The following is a 15,143-nucleotide window of genomic DNA, read 5'->3' as shown; positions in this document are numbered from 1 at the left end:
GTTGCGTCCGGGTGCCGATTCAGGAAGTGGAGGGCGTGTCGTGCGGTCCCGGGGCCACTGCGGGGCCCCGGGACGCGCGTGCCGCGCTCAGAGGTTGGTCATGTCCACGGGGATGCGGGCGTCAACGCCGTCCCGCAGGACCGTGGCCTCGATCAGGCCGTACGGACGGTCCGCGGCGAAGTAGACCTCGTTGTCGTTCTTGAGGCCGAAGGGCTCCAGGTCGACGAGGAAGTGGTGCTTGTTCGGGAGCGAGAAGCGGACCTCGTCGATCTCCGAACGGTGGTTGATGATGCGCGAACCCATCTGGTACAGGGTCTGCTGCAGCGACAGGGAGTAGGTCTCGGCGAAGGCCTGAAGCATGTGCTTCTTGGTCTCGGCGTAGGACTTCTCCCAGTTGGGCATCCGCTGCTCGTCGTCGGTCCAGTTGAAGCGCCAGCGGCCCGACACCTGGGTGGCCAGGATGCGGTCGTACGCCTCCTGCAGGGTCGTGTACTTGTCCTTCACGTAACCCCAGAACTCGGAGTTCGTGGAGTTCATGACGATCAGGTCCTTGAGGCCGGAGATGACCTCCCAGTTCTGGCCGTCGTACGTGATCTGGGTGACGCGGGTCTCCATGCCCTTGCGGACGAAGGAGTGGTTCACCTCGTCGGAGCCGATGAACTTGGAGTTGGCGTCCGAGGTGGCGATCCGGTCCCAGGCGTACTCCTCGATCCGGATGCGCGCCTTCTGGATCGGCTCCTGGCTGTTCACGAACCAGCGCGCCAGGTGGATGCCGAACTGCTCGGCGGACTCGATGCCGTACTCCTTGGCGAACGCGTACACCGTGTTCTTGGTGGTGTCCGTCGGAAGGACGTTGGCGTTCGAGCCGGAGTAGTGGACGTCGTCCATGTCGCCGGAGAGGGCGACCGAGACGTTCAGGTCCTTGATGTGGTGGGTGTCGCCGTCCCGCGTGATCTTGACGACGCGGTTCTCTGCTTTGCCGTACTGGTTCTGGCCCAGAATCGTGGCCATGCTAGCTCCCTCGGTAAACGGAGTAGCCGAACGGGTTGAGCAGCAGCGGTACGTGGTAGTGCTCGCCCGGGTTCACCGCGAAGGTGATCGTTACCTCGGGGAAGAACGCACCGCTGTCCCTTACGCGGGGGGCGTCCTGCTGCGCCTCGGCTTGCTTCTTGGAGAAGTACGTCTCGGTCTCGAAGTCGAGACGCACGTGGGTGGTGCCCTCCGGCAGCGCCGGCAGGTCCTTGCATCGCCCGTCCGCATCGGTGGCGGAGCCGCCCAGGGCCGCCCACTCGCCGTCCAGGCCCGTACGGGCGGACAGGGAGATGGCGACGCCCTCGGCGGGGCGTCCGATGCTGGTGTCCAGGATGTGCGTGGACACCGACGCGGTGGTCGCGGTGCTCATGCTCACGCTCCTTCTTCTGCGAGTTCGACGAGGCGGGTCAGACGGATCTTGTTGATCTTGACGAGCTCGCCGCGGGCGATTTCCCGCTCCTGCTCCGGCGAGTTCTCGATCCGGACCCTGACCGCGTCCCGCATGAACTCACCGGTCGCACCGGTGGCGCAGATGAGGAAGACGTGGCCGAACTTCTCCTGGTACGCCAGGTTCAGTTCGAGGAGCTCGTTCTTGAGCTCCTCCGACGCACCGGCCATGCCGCGCTGCTCGCGGGCGGAGGTCGGGTCGCCCGGCTTCGGCCGGCCGATCGGCGCGTGGCCTGCCATCGCTTCGGCCAGGTCCTCGGCGGTGAGCTCGGCCATGGCCGCCTCGTTCGCGGAGAACAGGGAGTCGGCGCCGGCGAAGGGGCGCTGGGCGAGCAGCTTGCTCCCCCACGCCGAGCTGGCGCACACCTCGTGCAGCTCGGCCGCGGCCGCACTGTCGTCCAAGGCGTTGAACCGGGTGAGACCCGGGGTCGGACTCGAAGTCACGGTAGGCCTCCGTGGCCTGTTGTTGCTTTGACGGGCTGCGCATAGCTAACGCCCTCGACAACACGGCGTCAACACTTTGTTGAAACTTCCCGTACACAAAAGCCGCCGCCCGGATGAATTGGGCGGCGGCTCGTCACCGTGAGTCAGGCGGGCTTCACGTCTGGTTGCCTTTACTGGCGTTTTCCCTGTTCAAGTAGTTGTAGACCGTGAAACGGCTTACCCCCAGGGCGCTCGCGACCGTCTCCACGCCGTGCCGCACGGAGAAGGCGCCCCGCGCCTCCAGTATCCGCACGACGTCCTGCTTGGACTTCCGGTCGAGCTGTGACAACGGTACGCCGTGCCGCCGCTCCAGCGCCGCCAGGATGTGGTCCAGCGAGTCGGACAGCTGCGGCAGCCGTACGGCCAGCAGTTCCTGGCCCTCCCAGCTGAGCACGACGTCGTCGGGCTGCGCCAGGGCCGGATCCATCAGCTCACCGCCCATCGCGTCGACCAGCGGCTTGACCGCGGTGACGAACGGGTGGTCGCGGGGCTCGGTCATGGGCTGTCCTCCCCGATCACGTTGATCTGGAGCGAGACGCGGGTGGCCCCGGACTCCAGGGAGTCGCGCAGCAGCGCGGCCACCGCGGTCAGCACCGCGTCGACGTCACCCTCGGCGGTATTGCCGAACGGACCCACGTCGACGGCGTCCAGCTGGGCCTTCTGGATGACCTCGCGAGCGGCCACGGCGTGGGCGGGGGCCTCTTCGAGATCGAAGGGCTCGGTCGTGAACTCCACTCTCAATCGCACGTGGTCAAGCTACCTCCCGGTCAGGTTTTTTCGGCAGCCCGGGCTTGACATCCACGCAGAAGCCCATGCAGTCTTCCATCAAGCAGAAACTAACTTCCGCAATACGGAAGGAGCGCACACCCCTCATGGGATACACGGACCAGCGCTTCGATGTGAACCTTTCGATCCTCTTCACGGAACTCCCGCTTCTGGAGCGTCCCGCGGCCGCCGCCGCGGCGGGCTTCACCGCGGTCGAGCTGTGGTGGCCCTGGATCGAGACCCCCACCCCCGCCCAGGAGGAGCTCGACGCCCTCAAGCAGGCTCTTGAGGACGCCGGCACCCAGCTGGTGGGCCTGAACTTCTACGCCGGACAGCTCCCGGGCCCGGACCGCGGTGCGGTCTCGGTACCCGGCGAGGAGTCGGACCGCTTCAACGCCAACATCAACGTGGCCGCGGACTTCGCCGCCTCGGTGGGCTGCAAGGCGCTCAACGCCCTCTACGGCAACCGGGTCGAAGGTGTGGACCCGGCCGTCCAGGACGAGCTCGCCCTGGAGAACCTGGTCGCGGCGGCCCGGGCCGCGGACCGCGTCGGCGCGATCCTGCTGATCGAGACCCTCAACAAGCCCGAGTCGCCGCTCTACCCGCTGGTGAGCGCCCCGGCCGGCATCGAGGTCGTGGACAAGGTGAACGAGGCCACCGGCCTCGGCAACGCCAAGTTCCTGCTCGACCTGTACCACCTGGCGATGAACGATGAGGACCTCTCCGAGGTCATCGAAAAGTACGCCGCCAAGACCGGGCACGTCCAGATCGCGGACAAGCCGGGACGCGGTGCCCCCGGCACCGGCGGGCTGCCGCTCGAGCAGCTGCTCGACCAGCTGAAGAAGGCCGGATACGAGGGCTACGTAGGCCTGGAGTACAAGGCCGCCGACGCCGCCGCCTCCTTCGCGTGGCTGCCGGCCGAGGCCCGCGCCGCGAAGTAGGCGGACCAAGTCCGGGCGATCAGCCAGGCACCTCACGAACTTTTCGTACAAAGCATTAAGAGAAGGACCCTCATCATGAGCAACCCCACTGCGCTCCCGTCGATCGCCTGGATCGGGCTCGGAATCATGGGCTCCCCCATGGCCGAGAACCTCCTGAAGGCCGGCTACCCGGTCACCGGCTTCACGCTGGAGCAGGACAAGCTCGACCGCCTGGCCGCCGCCGGCGGCTCCGCCGCCGGCTCGATCGCCGAGGCCGTCAAGGACGCCGACGTCATCATTACGATGGTGCCGGCCTCCCCGCAGGTCGAGGCCATCTCGTACGGCGAGAACGGCATCCTGGAGAACGCGAAGTCCGGCGCGCTGATCATCGACATGTCGTCGATCACCCCGCAGACCTCGATCGACCTCGCGAAGAACGCCGCCGCGAAGGGCATCCGCGTCATCGACGCCCCGGTGTCCGGCGGCGAGGCCGGCGCCATCGAGGCCGTCCTGTCGATCATGGTGGGTGGCGAGCAGGCCGACTTCGACGCCGCCCTGCCGATCCTTGAGGCCCTCGGCAAGACCATCGTGCTCTGCGGTCCGCACGGCTCCGGCCAGACGGTGAAGGCCGCCAACCAGCTCATCGTCGCGGTGAACATCCAGGCGTGCGCCGAGGCCGTGGTCTTCCTGGAGAAGTCCGGCGTGGACCTGAACGCCGCCCTCGACGTCCTCAACGGCGGTCTGGCCGGCTCCACGGTCCTGACCCGCAAGAAGGACAACTTCCTGAACCGCGACTTCAAGCCCGGCTTCCGGATCGACCTGCACCACAAGGACATGGGCATCGTCACCGACGCCGCCCGCAACGTCGGTGCGGCCCTCCCGGTCGGCGCGGTCGTCGCCCAGCTGGTCGCCTCGCTGCGCGCCCAGGGTGACGGCGGCCTGGACCACTCCGCCCTGCTCCGCGCGGTCGAGCGCCTCTCCGGCGCCCAGATCTGAGCGCTTCCCCTCTCGCAGGGGCTCTGAGTTTCCGGATGGTGCCGGTGCTGACACCTGTCCTGTCGCGCCCAAGCGCCGGCACCGTCCGGATCCCCTCTCTCCATCTTTGTTCAACAAACTGTTGACGCTGCGTTCGGCCTGAAATTAGGCTGTTCCGCATGACGGAAGACGCTTTCCGTCAGCAGGTTTCCCGTACGGAAGGTCACCATGTCGAAGCGCACGCTGACGACCGAGTCCGGCGCCCCGGTCGCCGACAACCAGAACTCCGCCACCGCCGGCGTCGGTGGCCCGCTCCTGATCCAGGACCAGCAGCTCCTGGAGAAGCTGGCCCGCTTCAACCGGGAGCGCATCCCGGAGCGCGTGGTGCACGCCCGCGGCTCGGCCGCGTACGGCCACTTCGAGGTGACCGACGACGTCACCGCGTACACCAGCGCCGCGTTCCTGAACACGGTCGGCAAGAAGACCGAGACCTTCCTGCGCTTCTCCACCGTCGCCGACTCCCTCGGCGGCGCGGACGCGGTCCGCGACCCGCGCGGCTTCGCGCTGAAGTTCTACACCGAAGAGGGCAACTACGACCTCGTCGGCAACAACACCCCGGTGTTCTTCATCAAGGACCCGATCAAGTTCCCCGACTTCATCCACTCCCAGAAGCGCGACCCCTTCACGGGCAAGCAGGAGCCGGACAACGTCTGGGACTTCTGGGCGCACGCCCCCGAGGCGACGCACCAGATCACCTGGCTGATGGGTGACCGCGGCATCCCGGCCTCGTACCGCCACATGAACGGCTACGGCTCGCACACCTACCAGTGGACGAACGCGCAGGGCGAGGCCTTCTTCGTCAAGTACCACTTCAAGACGAACCAGGGCATACGCTGCCTGTCGGGCGAGCAGGCCGCCGAGCTCGTCGGCAAGGACGCCAACTCGCACCAGACCGACCTGCTCCAGGCGATCGAGCGCGGCGTGCACCCGAGCTGGACCCTGTACGTCCAGATCATGCCGGCCGCCGAGGCCGCGGACTACCGCTTCAACCCGTTCGACCTCACCAAGGTGTGGCCGCACAGCGACTACCCGCTGCAGCGCGTGGGCCGCCTGGTCCTCGACCGCAACCCGGACAACGTCTTCGCCGAGGTCGAGCAGTCCGCCTTCTCCCCGAACAACTTCGTCCCCGGCATCACCGCCTCGCCGGACAAGATGCTCCAGGGCCGCCTCTTCGCGTACGCCGACGCCCAGCGCTACCGCCTCGGCGTGAACCACACCGTGCTGCCGGTCAACGCCCCGAAGGCGACGAAGGCAGACAACTACGGCCGCGACGGCGTCATGGCACTGCGCAACGGCTCGCGCCACGACAAGAACTACGAGCCCAACTCGTACCAGGGCCCCGCCGAGACCGGTCTCGCGCTCGGCGCCCCGAAGGCCGTCTCCGGCTACACGGGCACCCACGAGGCGCCGGCCCACACCAAGGACGACGACTTCTTCCAGGCCGGTGAGCTCTACCGCCTGATGTCGGAGGCCGAGAAGCAGCGCCTGGTGGCGAACATCGCCGGCGGCCTGTCCCAGGTCACCCTGGAGGACGTCATCGAGAAGAACCTGGCTCACTTCCACGCCGCGGACGCCGACTACGGCCGCCGCGTCGAGGAGGCCGTCCGCGCCCTGCGCGACGCCTGAGCCTCACAGCTGCACCGGGGACCTGGCGGGAGGTCAGGTCCCGGGTGCCGAGCCCGAACCGCGGACCCGGATGAGGGGTGGTACGCGGTAAGGGCCGGACGAGGGCCGCGACGGGCGTGTGAGCCAGTGCGGTGGTAATGGGTGCCGAGGCCCGTCTCTTGACCTGAGGGAGACGACGCCGGAGCTCTCGTCACCGCCCGTCGCGGTCCCAGCCGCTCCTCCCACCTACTCCTTATATACAGGGGGGCCACGCACAGAGGCCCCCCTGCATATGAGCCGCCAGGCTCCGCCCGGCGGCGCGAAAGTCCTGTCGCGCCAGCCTCGCACCGTCGGGCGGTCACACTCAAAGCGCCGAGTCACGGACGGTCCCGTGACTCGGCGCTTTGTCGTGCCCGCGATCAGACGGCGCGGCGGCCGCCGATCTCCACGGACGGGCACGGCCCCACGTTCGGGAGGGGGACCAGTTCCTCGGCGGTCGGGGCGGCGCCCGCTGCGCGCAGGGACTCGGCGGGGCGTACGTCGACCGTGATGCCGGTCGCACGGGGCGTGCAGGTCGGGCCGGCGACCTCGACCGGTGTCAGGTCGGTCGTGGGAACGCCGTGTTCGTCGCGCTGGGACCCGGGCTCCGCCCGCGCGGCGGCCGGTGCGGACGGGACGAGCCCCTCGCTCAGCGCCGCCACGACGGGCATGCCGCGCCGCGGTTGGCCGTGGGGAGGGATCTGCGCCTCGGGTTGGTGGTCCAAGAACCGGAGGTCCTTCGTCGCCGTGATCGGCTCTTCACCGGCCGGCCGCGGCCGTCGAGGCGGGTGCCGGTGCCCCGGCCCTCGCCCGCCACCGGCACCGGCACCGGGCCGTCGGCGTGGAGCGTGCCGGGTGCGACGCCCGCCGCCGGTGGCCCGGCGGCCCCGGTGCCGGACAACGCAGAAGCGGCCCCCGTTCCTCCTCGTGGAGGGACGGGGGCCGCTTCGTACCGCAGTCGTCAGGCGATCAGGCGATGGCGCATGCGATCAGCACTCAGGCGGACAGCGATCAGGCGGACAGCGGGCGGATCGCGGTCGGGGCGTGGCCGGGCTCGGTCGCGAGCTCCTCGAACTCGGTGACGTCGCTCATGTCGACGGTCTTGCTCATCGAGATGTTGGTGACGCGCTCCAGGATGGCCTCGACGACCACCGGGACGCTGTACTCGGCGGCGAGCTTCTTGGCCTCCTCGAAAGCGGCGCCCAGCTCGTTCGGGTCGGTGACCCGGATGGCCTTGCAGCCCAGGCCCTCGACGACCTTGACGTGGTCGACGCCGTAGACGCCCAGCTCCGGGGCGTTGATGTTCTCGAATTCGAGGTTGACCTCGAAGTTGATGCCGAGACCGCCCTGCGCCTGGCGGATCAGGCCGAGGTACGCGTTGTTCACGAGGACGTGGACGTACGGGATCTTGTGCTGCGCGCCGACCGCCAGCTCCTCCAGCATGAACTGGAAGTCATAGTCGCCGGAGAGGGCGACGACGGGGGTCTGCGGGTCGGCGGTGGCGACACCCAGCGCGGCCGGGATGGTCCAGCCGAGCGGGCCGGCCTGGCCGCAGTTGATCCAGTGGCGCGGCTTGTAGACGTGCAGCATCTGCGCGCCGGCGATCTGGGAGAGGCCGATGGTGGTGACGTAGCGCGTCTCCGGGCCGAAGGCCTTGTTCATCTCCTCGTAGACGCGCTGCGGCTTCATCGGGACGTTGTCGAAGTGCGTACGGCGCTGCAGCGAGCCCTTGCGCTCCAGGTGCGAGGCGACCCAGGCGCTGTAGTCGGGCAGCTTGCCCTCGGCCTTGAGCTCCTTCGCGACCTCGATGAAGAGTTCGAGCGCGGCCTTGGCGTCGGAGGCGATGCCGAAGTCCGGGGCGAAGATCTTGCCGATCTGGGTGGGCTCGATGTCGACGTGGACGAACTTGCGGTCGCCGAGGTACGCGTCCAGGTTGTAACCGGTGTGGCGGTTGGCCCAGCGGTTGCCGATGCCGAGGACGAAGTCCGACTCCAGGAACGTCGCGTTGCCGTAGCGGTGCGAGGTCTGGACGCCGACCATGCCGGCGGCGAGCTCGTGGTCGTCCGGGATGACGCCCCAGCCCATGAGGGTGGAGATGACCGGGACGCCGGTCAGCTCGGCGAACTCGACCAGCAGGTCGGAGGCGTCGGCGTTGATGATGCCGCCGCCGGCGACGATCAGGGGCCGCTCGGAGTCCAGCAGGAACCGGATGGCCTTCTCGGCCTGGGCGCGGGTCGCGCGCGGCTTGTAGACGGGCAGCGGCTCGTAGGTCTCGGGGTCGAACTCGATCTCGGTCAGCTGGACGTCGATCGGCAGGTCGATGAGGACCGGGCCGGGGCGGCCGGAGCGCATCAGGTGGAAGGCCTGCTGGAAGACGCCGGGGACCTGCGCGGCCTCCAGGACGGTGGTCGCGGCCTTGGTGACCGGCTTGGCGATCGAGGCGATGTCGACGGCCTGGAAGTCCTCCTTGTGGAGCTTCGCGACCGGAGCCTGACCGGTGATGCACAGGATCGGGATGGAGTCCGCGATGGCCGAGTACAGGCCGGTGATCATGTCGGTGCCGGCGGGGCCGGAGGTACCGATGCAGACGCCGATGTTGCCCGGGTTGGTGCGGGTGTAGCCCTCCGCCATGTGCGAGGCGCCCTCGACGTGGCGGGCGAGGGTGTGGCTGATCCCGCCGACGTTCTTGAGCTCGCGGTAGAACGGGTTGATCGCGGCGCCGGGCACGCCGAACGCTTGCGACACGCCCTCGCGCTTGAGGATCTCCACTGCAGCGGCGGCGGCTGTCATACGAGGCATCGAGTTCTCCTGCGGGTCAGGCGGTCAGGCGGTCAGGCTGCTTCCGGATTCCGGAGCGTTTCCACAATCCGGAAGTTTTGTTCTGCTATACGGAACAAACTAAGCGGCGAGTCCCGGCACGTCAAGGAGCTTCAGGACCCCGGAACCCACCAAAAGCCGCGTGTCGCGCAAGCGACTTGTACGAACGACCGGGACGGGGCGGAATATCCGCGGAAAATCGAGGGCACGCTCGCCCCGTCGGTGGCCGGTGGTGGAACATGGGCCTACGCAGAGCGACGGAGGGGCGGTACTCATGGCGGAAGCGGTACCGGTGCGCTGCCCGGCGTGCCTGCGCGAGAACGACTACGCCGCCCCGGTCTTCCCGTGCGCCTGCGGGAGCCCGGTGGCCCCGCCGCTGGATCTGGCGGCCCCTCCCCTGCCGCTGACGCACCGGACCTGGTCGGAGGCCTGGGTGGCGGTGCGCTGCGCGGCCTGCGGGCGGGTGGGCGAGTGGCCGCATCCGGAGCTGGGCTGCGCGTCGTGCGGGACGGTCGTGCGGATTCCGGTGCATCCGGTGGATCCGGTGGAGCCCGAGTCCGCGCCGGGGAGCGGAGTACTGGATGTGCGGGACGTACGGGGGCGGGCGCGGTCGCGGTCGGGGTCGGACGGTTCCGGCGGCCGCGGGCCGGGCGGATCCGGCGCTCCCGGCCGGCCTCCGGCGGCTCCCGCGCAGCGGCCCGCGTTCCGCCCGGTGACCATCCGTACCGCCCGGGACGCGGTGGCCACGGCCGCGCTGTACCTGCGGTGGCTCGGATTCGAGGACGTCCGCCAGCCCGACGGGCGGACCATCCCCTCGGAGGCCGTGGACCTGCGGGCCCCCGGGCTGGTGGCGCAGGTGGACCCGACCACCGCGCCGGCCGGGGTGCGGGCCGTGGAGTGCGTCTGGCTGAACGGGCTGACGGCCTCCGCGACCAGCGTCTACTTCTCGTTGGCCGGGTACACCCAGGACGCCCGCTCCCGCGCGGACGACCTCGGGATACCGCTGTTCGTCATGGACCTCACCGGCATGCCGCAGCCGGTCAACGACCCGGCGGACGCCCTGGTGGGCGCGGGGGCGTAGGGCCGTCGGGGGCCGGGCCGACCGCTGCGATCAGGCCGCCGGGACAGGACGTAGGCTCGGAGCACCTGGCGGAACACGTATCCGTATCTGTGCCGAGGAGAGCCCGATGAGCCTGTACGACATCCCGCTGACCACCCTGTCCGACGAGCCCACCAGCCTGGCGGCCCACAAGGGCAAGGCGATCCTGCTGGTGAACACCGCCTCGCAGTGCGGTCTCACCCCGCAGTACTCGGGACTGGCGCGGCTGCAGTTCAAGTACGAGGAGAAGGGCTTCACCGTCATCGGCGTGCCCTGCAACCAGTTCGGCGGGCAGGAGCCCGGCACCGCCGACGACATCGCGACCTTCTGCGCCGCCGGCTTCGGCGTGACCTTCCCGATGCTGGAGAAGACCGAGGTCAACGGCGAGAACCGGCACCCGCTCTACTCGGAGCTGGTGAAGACCTCGTACACCGACGGCGAGGCCGGCGACGACATCCAGTGGAACTTCGAGAAGTTCCTCATCTCCCCCGCCGGTGAGGTCGTGGCGCGCTTCCGCCCGAGCGTCGAGCCCGAGGCCCCCGAGGTCGTCGCCGCGATCGAGGCGCAGCTGCCGGCCTGACCGTACGGGCCGGGGCCTGACCGTACGGGGTCGGGCCTGACCGTACGGGCCGGGGCGGGCCTGCCGTACGGGGTCGGGCCTGACCGTACGGGCCGGGGCGGGCCTGCCGTACGGGGTCGGGCCTGACCGTACGGGCCTGGGCGGGCCGGCCCACGGTGGGCGGCCCGCCCAGGCGGCGTCCGCAGGAGCCGCTCAGCCGAGCTCGGCCTCGTCGTACTCGGCGCCCGACCCGGCCGCGGTGAGCTCCCGCAGCTCCACGCGCCGGATCTTGCCGGACACGGTCTTCGGGAGCTCCGCGAACTCGATGCGGCGGATCCGCTTGTACGGGGAGAGCACCGCGCGGGAGTGCGCGAACAGCGCCCGGGCCGTCTCCGGCCCGGGCTCCCAGCCGGCGGCGAGCGCGATGTACGCCTTCGGCACGGCGAGGCGCAGCGGGTCGGGTGCCGGGACCACGGCGGCCTCGGCGACGGCCTCGTGTTCGAGCAGGGCGCTCTCCAGCTCGAACGGGCTGATCTTGTAGTCGGAGGCCTTGAAGACGTCGTCCGAGCGCCCCACGTAGGTGAGGTACCCCGCTTCGTCGCGCGAGGCGATGTCGCCGGTGCGGTACAGCCCGTCCGCCATGGCCTCGGCGGTGCGCTCGGGGTCGTCCCGGTAGCCGGTCATCACCCCGGCGGGCCGGGTGCGCAGATCCACGCAGAGCTCGCCCTCGTCCGGGGACTCCTTGCCGGTGACGGGGTCCAGCAGCACGATCTCGTACCCGGGCGCCGGACGCCCCATCGAGCCGGGCTTGACCGGTACCCCGGGGAAATTGCCGACCTGGAGGGTGGTCTCGGTCTGGCCGAAGCCGTCGCGGATGGTGACGCCCCAGGCCTCGCGGACCTTCTCGATCACCTCGGGGTTGAGCGGCTCGCCCGCAGCGACGGCCTCGCGGGGAGGGGTGCGGAGCTTGGTGAGGTCGGACTGGATCAGCATCCGCCACACGGTGGGCGGTGCGCAGAAGGTGGTCACGCCGTGCCGGTCCATCTCCGCCATCAGGCGCTCGGCGTCGAAGCGGGTGTAGTTGTGGACGAAGACGGTGGCGCCTGCGTTCCACGGGGCGAACAGGTTGGACCAGGCGTGCTTGGCCCAGCCGGGCGAGGCGATGTTGAGGTGGACGTCGCCGGGGCGCAGCCCGAGCCAGTACATGGTGGAGAGGTGCCCGATGGGGTACGAGGCGTGCGTGTGCTCGACGAGCTTGGGCCGGGCCGTGGTGCCGGAGGTGAAGTACAGCATCAATGGGTCGGTGGCCAGGGTCTCGCCGTCCGGGGTGAAGTGGCCGTCGGCCGCGTACATGCCCTCCAGCCGCCGCCATCCGGTGGGTACGTCCGTTCCGGCGGCGATCCGGGTGTAGGTGCCGGGTACCTCGTCGAACTTGCCGGTGTCGTCGGCGCGCACGATGACGTGCCGGACGTTGCCCCGCTCGATGCGGTCGCGCAGGTCCGCCGCGCCGAGGAGGGGGGTGGCGGGGATGACGACGGCGCGCAGCTTCATCGCGCCGAGCATGACCTCCCACAGCTCGCGCTGGTTGCCGAGCATGACCAGGATCCGGTCTCCGGCGGCGACGCCCTGGTCGCGCAGCCAGTTGGCGGCGGAGGACGACCGTACGGACAGCTCGCCGAAGGAGACGGACCGGCTGGTGCCGTCCTCCTCGACGATGCGCAGGGCATCGGCGGCGTTGCCGGTGGCGAGGTGGTCGAACCAGTCCAGGGCCCAGTTGAAGCTCTGGGGGCGGGGCCAGGTGAATCCGGCGTGGGCGGCTTCGTAGTCCCCGCGGCGTTCGAGCAGGTAGTCGCGTGCGGCCAGGAACTCGGCGGAGGCGCCGGTGTTGTGCGTCATGGAAGGCATCGTGCCGTGCCGCCGGTACGCCCCACCAGAGCGGCGTCAGCCGTGGATTGACCCGAAGCGCACGCGTCGGGGGCCGCCGGACTCGGCCATCTCGGTGATGACGCGCTCCCCTTCGACGACGATGTGCTCCTTCTCCGCCTTCGACACCTTGCCGAAGAGCTCGACGGTGAGCGATGCCTCCTCCCAGTGCCACAGCCCGGCGACGAAGCCGTCCACGAGGAGGGTGCGGTGGGACTGGTTCCCCGTCCAGGTGCGCCCCTTGAGTTCGGGGGCGATCACGCGGGACCGGTCGGCGTGGGAGAGCAGCAGGTTGTCGAACTCCGGGAGGAAGCGGGGCGGGGCCGGGGTGCCGGCGTCGGGCCGGGGCGCGTCGGGCAGGTCGAACAGCTCGACGCCGTTCTCGTCGCGGAAGACGTCCAGCCGCGGGCGCAGCCGCTCGAACGCCTCCCGCAGCCGGGTGAGCCCGGCCCAGGTCTGCATGTCCTTGACGGAGGCGGGTCCGAAGGCACCGAGGTAGCGCAGGACGACGTCGTCGATGTCGCCGACGTCGCCCTGCGGCGCTGCTGCGCCCGCCGCCGGCCCGCCGATCCACTGCTCCAGGGTGGTCAGCCGCACCTGCCCGCTGCGGCCCCACACCCCGCGCGGCGTGACCTGGACGAGCGGCAGCCGGCACCGCGCGGCGACGGACAGGGACTGCGGATCGGCGTCCGGCCAGTGCCCCAGCAGCTCCTCGCGGATCTCCCCCATCGTGCGGGGCTCGGCCTCGACGAAGGCCCGGGCGACCTCGCCGAGCCGCTCCGGATCGACCCCGACGAGGCCCTTGCGGAAGGCGTTGACCTCGCGGTCGCGGGCGGCCTGGACCAGCGGGCGCAAGGTCAGCGCGTCGTGTGCGGTGTGGGTGTGGATGGTGGACCGCATGGTGACCATCCGGACCACCTTCCGGGACTCCATCAGCTCCGCGAGCGCCGCGGGCCGGAATCCGGCGAGCCGGGCGTGCAGCTGGAAGTACGGCGGCTTCACGTTCTGCGCCTGGAGTCCGAGCAGGTGCGCGACGGCCTCCTCGGCGGACAGCGCGGCGCGGCTCAGAAGCAGCTGGCGCGCGAGCGTGGCACGGTTCAGTGAACGGGTGTCGAGTACGGAGGCCATACCAGGCAAGCTACCCGCACTTCCGGACAGAAACGGTCCGCGATCAGGGGCGGAGAGGGATGACCGCTATTCTTGCCTCTCGCCCGAAATGTACGTTCGACGTGGAGCTGACCTGCGATGCCGGAGCGCCCGGACCACCGCCACCGCCGTCCCTCACCGTCCGGGAAGCGCACCGGATGGCGCCGCCCCGCGCCTCCGCCGGCCACGCCCCCCGCCTCCCCGTCGGCCGGCCCGGAGCCCGCGCCGGCTCCGCCGACTCCCCCGGACCACCGCAGCGTGATCGACTCCGCCGTGTACCGCGACGGCCGGCGCATCGCCTCCCCCGCGACCCTCGCGGAGACCTTCCGCCGACTGCGCGACCAGCCCGACGGCATGGCCTGGATCGGCCTGCACCGCCCCACCGAGGCGGAGCTCCACTCCCTGGCCGCCGAGTTCAACCTCCATGAGCTCGCCGTCGAGGACGCCCTGGAGGCCCACCAGCGCCCCAAGCTGGAACGCTACGGCGACACGCTCTTCGTCGTCCTGCGCGCGGCGCGCTACCTCGACGCCCCGGAGGAGGTCGAGTTCGGCGAGCTGCACGTCTTCGTCGGCCCGGACTTCCTGATCACGGTCCGCCACGGCGCCGCCCCCGACCTCTCCGCGGTCCGCCGCCGCATGGAGGCGACCCCGGAACTCCTGACCCTCGGCCCCGAGGCCGCCCTGTACGCGATCCTCGACGCGGTGGTCGACGGCTACGCCCCGGTCGTCGCGGGCGTCCAGAACGACATGGACGAGATCGAGACGGAGGTCTTCCGCGGCGACCCGGAGGTCTCCCGCCGCATCTACGAACTCTCCCGCGAGATGGTCGAGTTCCAGCGCGCCACCCGCCCCTTGGTCGGCATGCTCCACGCCCTGATGGCCGGCTTCGCGAAGTACGGCACGGACGAGGAACTCCAGCGCTACCTCCGCGACGTGGCCGACCACGTCACCCACACCAGCGAACGCGTGGACGGCTTCCGCCAGGCCCTGACCGAAATCCTGACGGTCAACGCCACCCTGGTCTCCCAACAACAGAACGCCGAAATGCGAGCCCTGGCCGAAGCCGGCTTCGAACAGAACGAGGAGATCAAGAAGATCTCCTCATGGGCTGCCATCCTCTTTGCACCCACGTTGGTGGGAACGATCTACGGCATGAACTTCGAGACCATGCCAGAACTCCACTGGGCGGCGGGCTACCCCTTCGCGATCCTGCTGATGGCAGTGGTCTGCACGAGCCTGTACGTCATCTTCAAGAAGCGCGACTGGTTGTAGG

General features: G+C 69.8%; 15 protein-coding genes. 6 read left to right on the top strand and 9 right to left on the bottom strand.

The features are described 5' to 3' along the window. Nucleotides 1-87 precede the first annotated feature (87 nt). From pucL to ACIBAD_RS19990, 5 genes are all read right to left on the bottom strand, one after another. Complete coding sequence (pucL, locus tag ACIBAD_RS20010) at nucleotides 88-1,011, bottom strand: factor-independent urate hydroxylase (RefSeq protein WP_134070087.1); 924 nt, start codon at nucleotides 1,009-1,011, stop codon at nucleotides 88-90. Nucleotide 1,012: 1 nt separating this feature from the next. Beyond that, a complete protein-coding gene (uraH, locus tag ACIBAD_RS20005; protein WP_048478356.1) occupies nucleotides 1,013-1,402 on the bottom strand; it encodes a hydroxyisourate hydrolase in 390 nt (129 codons plus the stop codon). Between the two features lie 2 nt (nucleotides 1,403-1,404). Next, a complete protein-coding gene (uraD, locus tag ACIBAD_RS20000) occupies nucleotides 1,405-1,923 on the bottom strand; it encodes a 2-oxo-4-hydroxy-4-carboxy-5-ureidoimidazoline decarboxylase (protein WP_134070089.1) in 519 nt (172 codons plus the stop codon). 154 nt (nucleotides 1,924-2,077) lie between these two features. After that, on the bottom strand, nucleotides 2,078-2,461 hold the full coding sequence (locus tag ACIBAD_RS19995; RefSeq protein WP_398907906.1) for a helix-turn-helix domain-containing protein: 384 nt from the start codon (nucleotides 2,459-2,461) through the stop codon (nucleotides 2,078-2,080). Then, nucleotides 2,458-2,709: a thiamine-binding protein gene (locus tag ACIBAD_RS19990; RefSeq protein WP_398907905.1), complete on the bottom strand. Its 252-nt coding sequence runs from the start codon at nucleotides 2,707-2,709 to the stop codon at nucleotides 2,458-2,460. Before ACIBAD_RS19990 ends, ACIBAD_RS19995 begins: the two co-directional genes overlap by 4 nt. A 125-nt stretch (nucleotides 2,710-2,834) precedes the next feature. Here ACIBAD_RS19990 and ACIBAD_RS19985 point away from each other — a divergent pair, with 125 nt between their 5' ends. From ACIBAD_RS19985 to ACIBAD_RS19975, 3 genes are all read left to right on the top strand, one after another. Continuing rightward, complete coding sequence (locus tag ACIBAD_RS19985) at nucleotides 2,835-3,668, top strand: TIM barrel protein (protein ID WP_134070095.1); 834 nt, start codon at nucleotides 2,835-2,837, stop codon at nucleotides 3,666-3,668. Nucleotides 3,669-3,743: 75 nt separating this feature from the next. Beyond that, nucleotides 3,744-4,643, top strand: coding sequence for a 2-hydroxy-3-oxopropionate reductase (locus ACIBAD_RS19980; RefSeq protein ID WP_134070097.1), 900 nt, complete (start codon nucleotides 3,744-3,746; stop codon nucleotides 4,641-4,643). Nucleotides 4,644-4,850: 207 nt separating this feature from the next. Beyond that, nucleotides 4,851-6,308: a catalase gene (locus ACIBAD_RS19975; protein WP_134070099.1), complete on the top strand. Its 1,458-nt coding sequence runs from the start codon at nucleotides 4,851-4,853 to the stop codon at nucleotides 6,306-6,308. A 398-nt stretch (nucleotides 6,309-6,706) separates the two neighbouring features. On the opposite strand, the gene ACIBAD_RS19970 is transcribed toward ACIBAD_RS19975, so the two are convergent. Next, nucleotides 6,707-7,051 carry a hypothetical protein gene (locus tag ACIBAD_RS19970; protein ID WP_398907904.1) on the bottom strand — a complete coding sequence of 115 codons (345 nt, stop codon included), beginning with the start codon at nucleotides 7,049-7,051 and terminating at the stop codon, nucleotides 6,707-6,709. A gap of 286 nt (nucleotides 7,052-7,337) precedes the next feature. Beyond that, a complete protein-coding gene (gene gcl / locus ACIBAD_RS19965; RefSeq protein WP_078988771.1) occupies nucleotides 7,338-9,125 on the bottom strand; it encodes a glyoxylate carboligase in 1,788 nt (595 codons plus the stop codon). Between the two features lie 292 nt (nucleotides 9,126-9,417). Between gcl and ACIBAD_RS19960 the strand changes: the two genes are divergently transcribed. Both ACIBAD_RS19960 and ACIBAD_RS19955 read left to right on the top strand, forming a co-directional pair. Continuing rightward, the gene (locus ACIBAD_RS19960) at nucleotides 9,418-10,224 is read left to right on the top strand and encodes a hypothetical protein (RefSeq protein WP_398907902.1); all 807 of its coding nucleotides are present in this window, start codon (nucleotides 9,418-9,420) and stop codon (nucleotides 10,222-10,224) included. Nucleotides 10,225-10,330: 106 nt separating this feature from the next. Continuing rightward, nucleotides 10,331-10,822, top strand: coding sequence for a glutathione peroxidase (locus ACIBAD_RS19955; protein WP_398907901.1), 492 nt, complete (start codon nucleotides 10,331-10,333; stop codon nucleotides 10,820-10,822). A gap of 192 nt (nucleotides 10,823-11,014) precedes the next feature. Here ACIBAD_RS19955 and ACIBAD_RS19950 read toward each other — a convergent pair whose 3' ends face one another. Beyond that, the gene (locus tag ACIBAD_RS19950; RefSeq protein WP_398907900.1) at nucleotides 11,015-12,697 is read right to left on the bottom strand and encodes an AMP-binding protein; all 1,683 of its coding nucleotides are present in this window, start codon (nucleotides 12,695-12,697) and stop codon (nucleotides 11,015-11,017) included. A gap of 45 nt (nucleotides 12,698-12,742) precedes the next feature. After that, on the bottom strand, nucleotides 12,743-13,852 hold the full coding sequence (locus ACIBAD_RS19945) for a winged helix DNA-binding domain-containing protein (protein ID WP_398907899.1): 1,110 nt from the start codon (nucleotides 13,850-13,852) through the stop codon (nucleotides 12,743-12,745). Nucleotides 13,853-13,969: 117 nt separating this feature from the next. Here ACIBAD_RS19945 and ACIBAD_RS19940 point away from each other — a divergent pair, with 117 nt between their 5' ends. Continuing rightward, the gene (locus tag ACIBAD_RS19940; RefSeq protein WP_134070109.1) at nucleotides 13,970-15,142 is read left to right on the top strand and encodes a magnesium and cobalt transport protein CorA; all 1,173 of its coding nucleotides are present in this window, start codon (nucleotides 13,970-13,972) and stop codon (nucleotides 15,140-15,142) included. Nucleotide 15,143: the final 1 nt, after the last annotated feature.

The organism is Streptomyces sp. NPDC051109 (genome assembly GCF_044455885.1).
Lineage (GTDB): Bacteria > Actinomycetota > Actinomycetes > Streptomycetales > Streptomycetaceae > Streptomyces.
This window is presented reverse-complemented; position numbering and strand designations above follow the sequence as displayed.

Bases quoted from the DNA above. Each gene is read 5' to 3' on its own strand.
- uraH (WP_048478356.1), bottom strand. From the start codon at position 1,402: ATGAGCACCGCGACCACCGCGTCGGTGTCCACGCACATCCTGGACACC.
- ACIBAD_RS19960 (WP_398907902.1), top strand. From the start codon at position 9,418: ATGGCGGAAGCGGTACCGGTGCGCTGCCCGGCGTGCCTGCGCGAGAAC.
- gcl (WP_078988771.1), bottom strand. From the start codon at position 9,125: ATGCCTCGTATGACAGCCGCCGCCGCTGCAGTGGAGATCCTCAAGCGC.
- ACIBAD_RS19985 (WP_134070095.1), top strand. From the start codon at position 2,835: ATGGGATACACGGACCAGCGCTTCGATGTGAACCTTTCGATCCTCTTC.
- ACIBAD_RS19950 (WP_398907900.1), bottom strand. From the start codon at position 12,697: ATGACGCACAACACCGGCGCCTCCGCCGAGTTCCTGGCCGCACGCGAC.
- ACIBAD_RS19945 (WP_398907899.1), bottom strand. From the start codon at position 13,852: ATGGCCTCCGTACTCGACACCCGTTCACTGAACCGTGCCACGCTCGCG.
- ACIBAD_RS19940 (WP_134070109.1), top strand. From the start codon at position 13,970: ATGCCGGAGCGCCCGGACCACCGCCACCGCCGTCCCTCACCGTCCGGG.
- ACIBAD_RS19975 (WP_134070099.1), top strand. From the start codon at position 4,851: ATGTCGAAGCGCACGCTGACGACCGAGTCCGGCGCCCCGGTCGCCGAC.
- ACIBAD_RS19995 (WP_398907906.1), bottom strand. From the start codon at position 2,461: ATGACCGAGCCCCGCGACCACCCGTTCGTCACCGCGGTCAAGCCGCTG.
- ACIBAD_RS19955 (WP_398907901.1), top strand. From the start codon at position 10,331: ATGAGCCTGTACGACATCCCGCTGACCACCCTGTCCGACGAGCCCACC.
- ACIBAD_RS19980 (WP_134070097.1), top strand. From the start codon at position 3,744: ATGAGCAACCCCACTGCGCTCCCGTCGATCGCCTGGATCGGGCTCGGA.
- pucL (WP_134070087.1), bottom strand. From the start codon at position 1,011: ATGGCCACGATTCTGGGCCAGAACCAGTACGGCAAAGCAGAGAACCGC.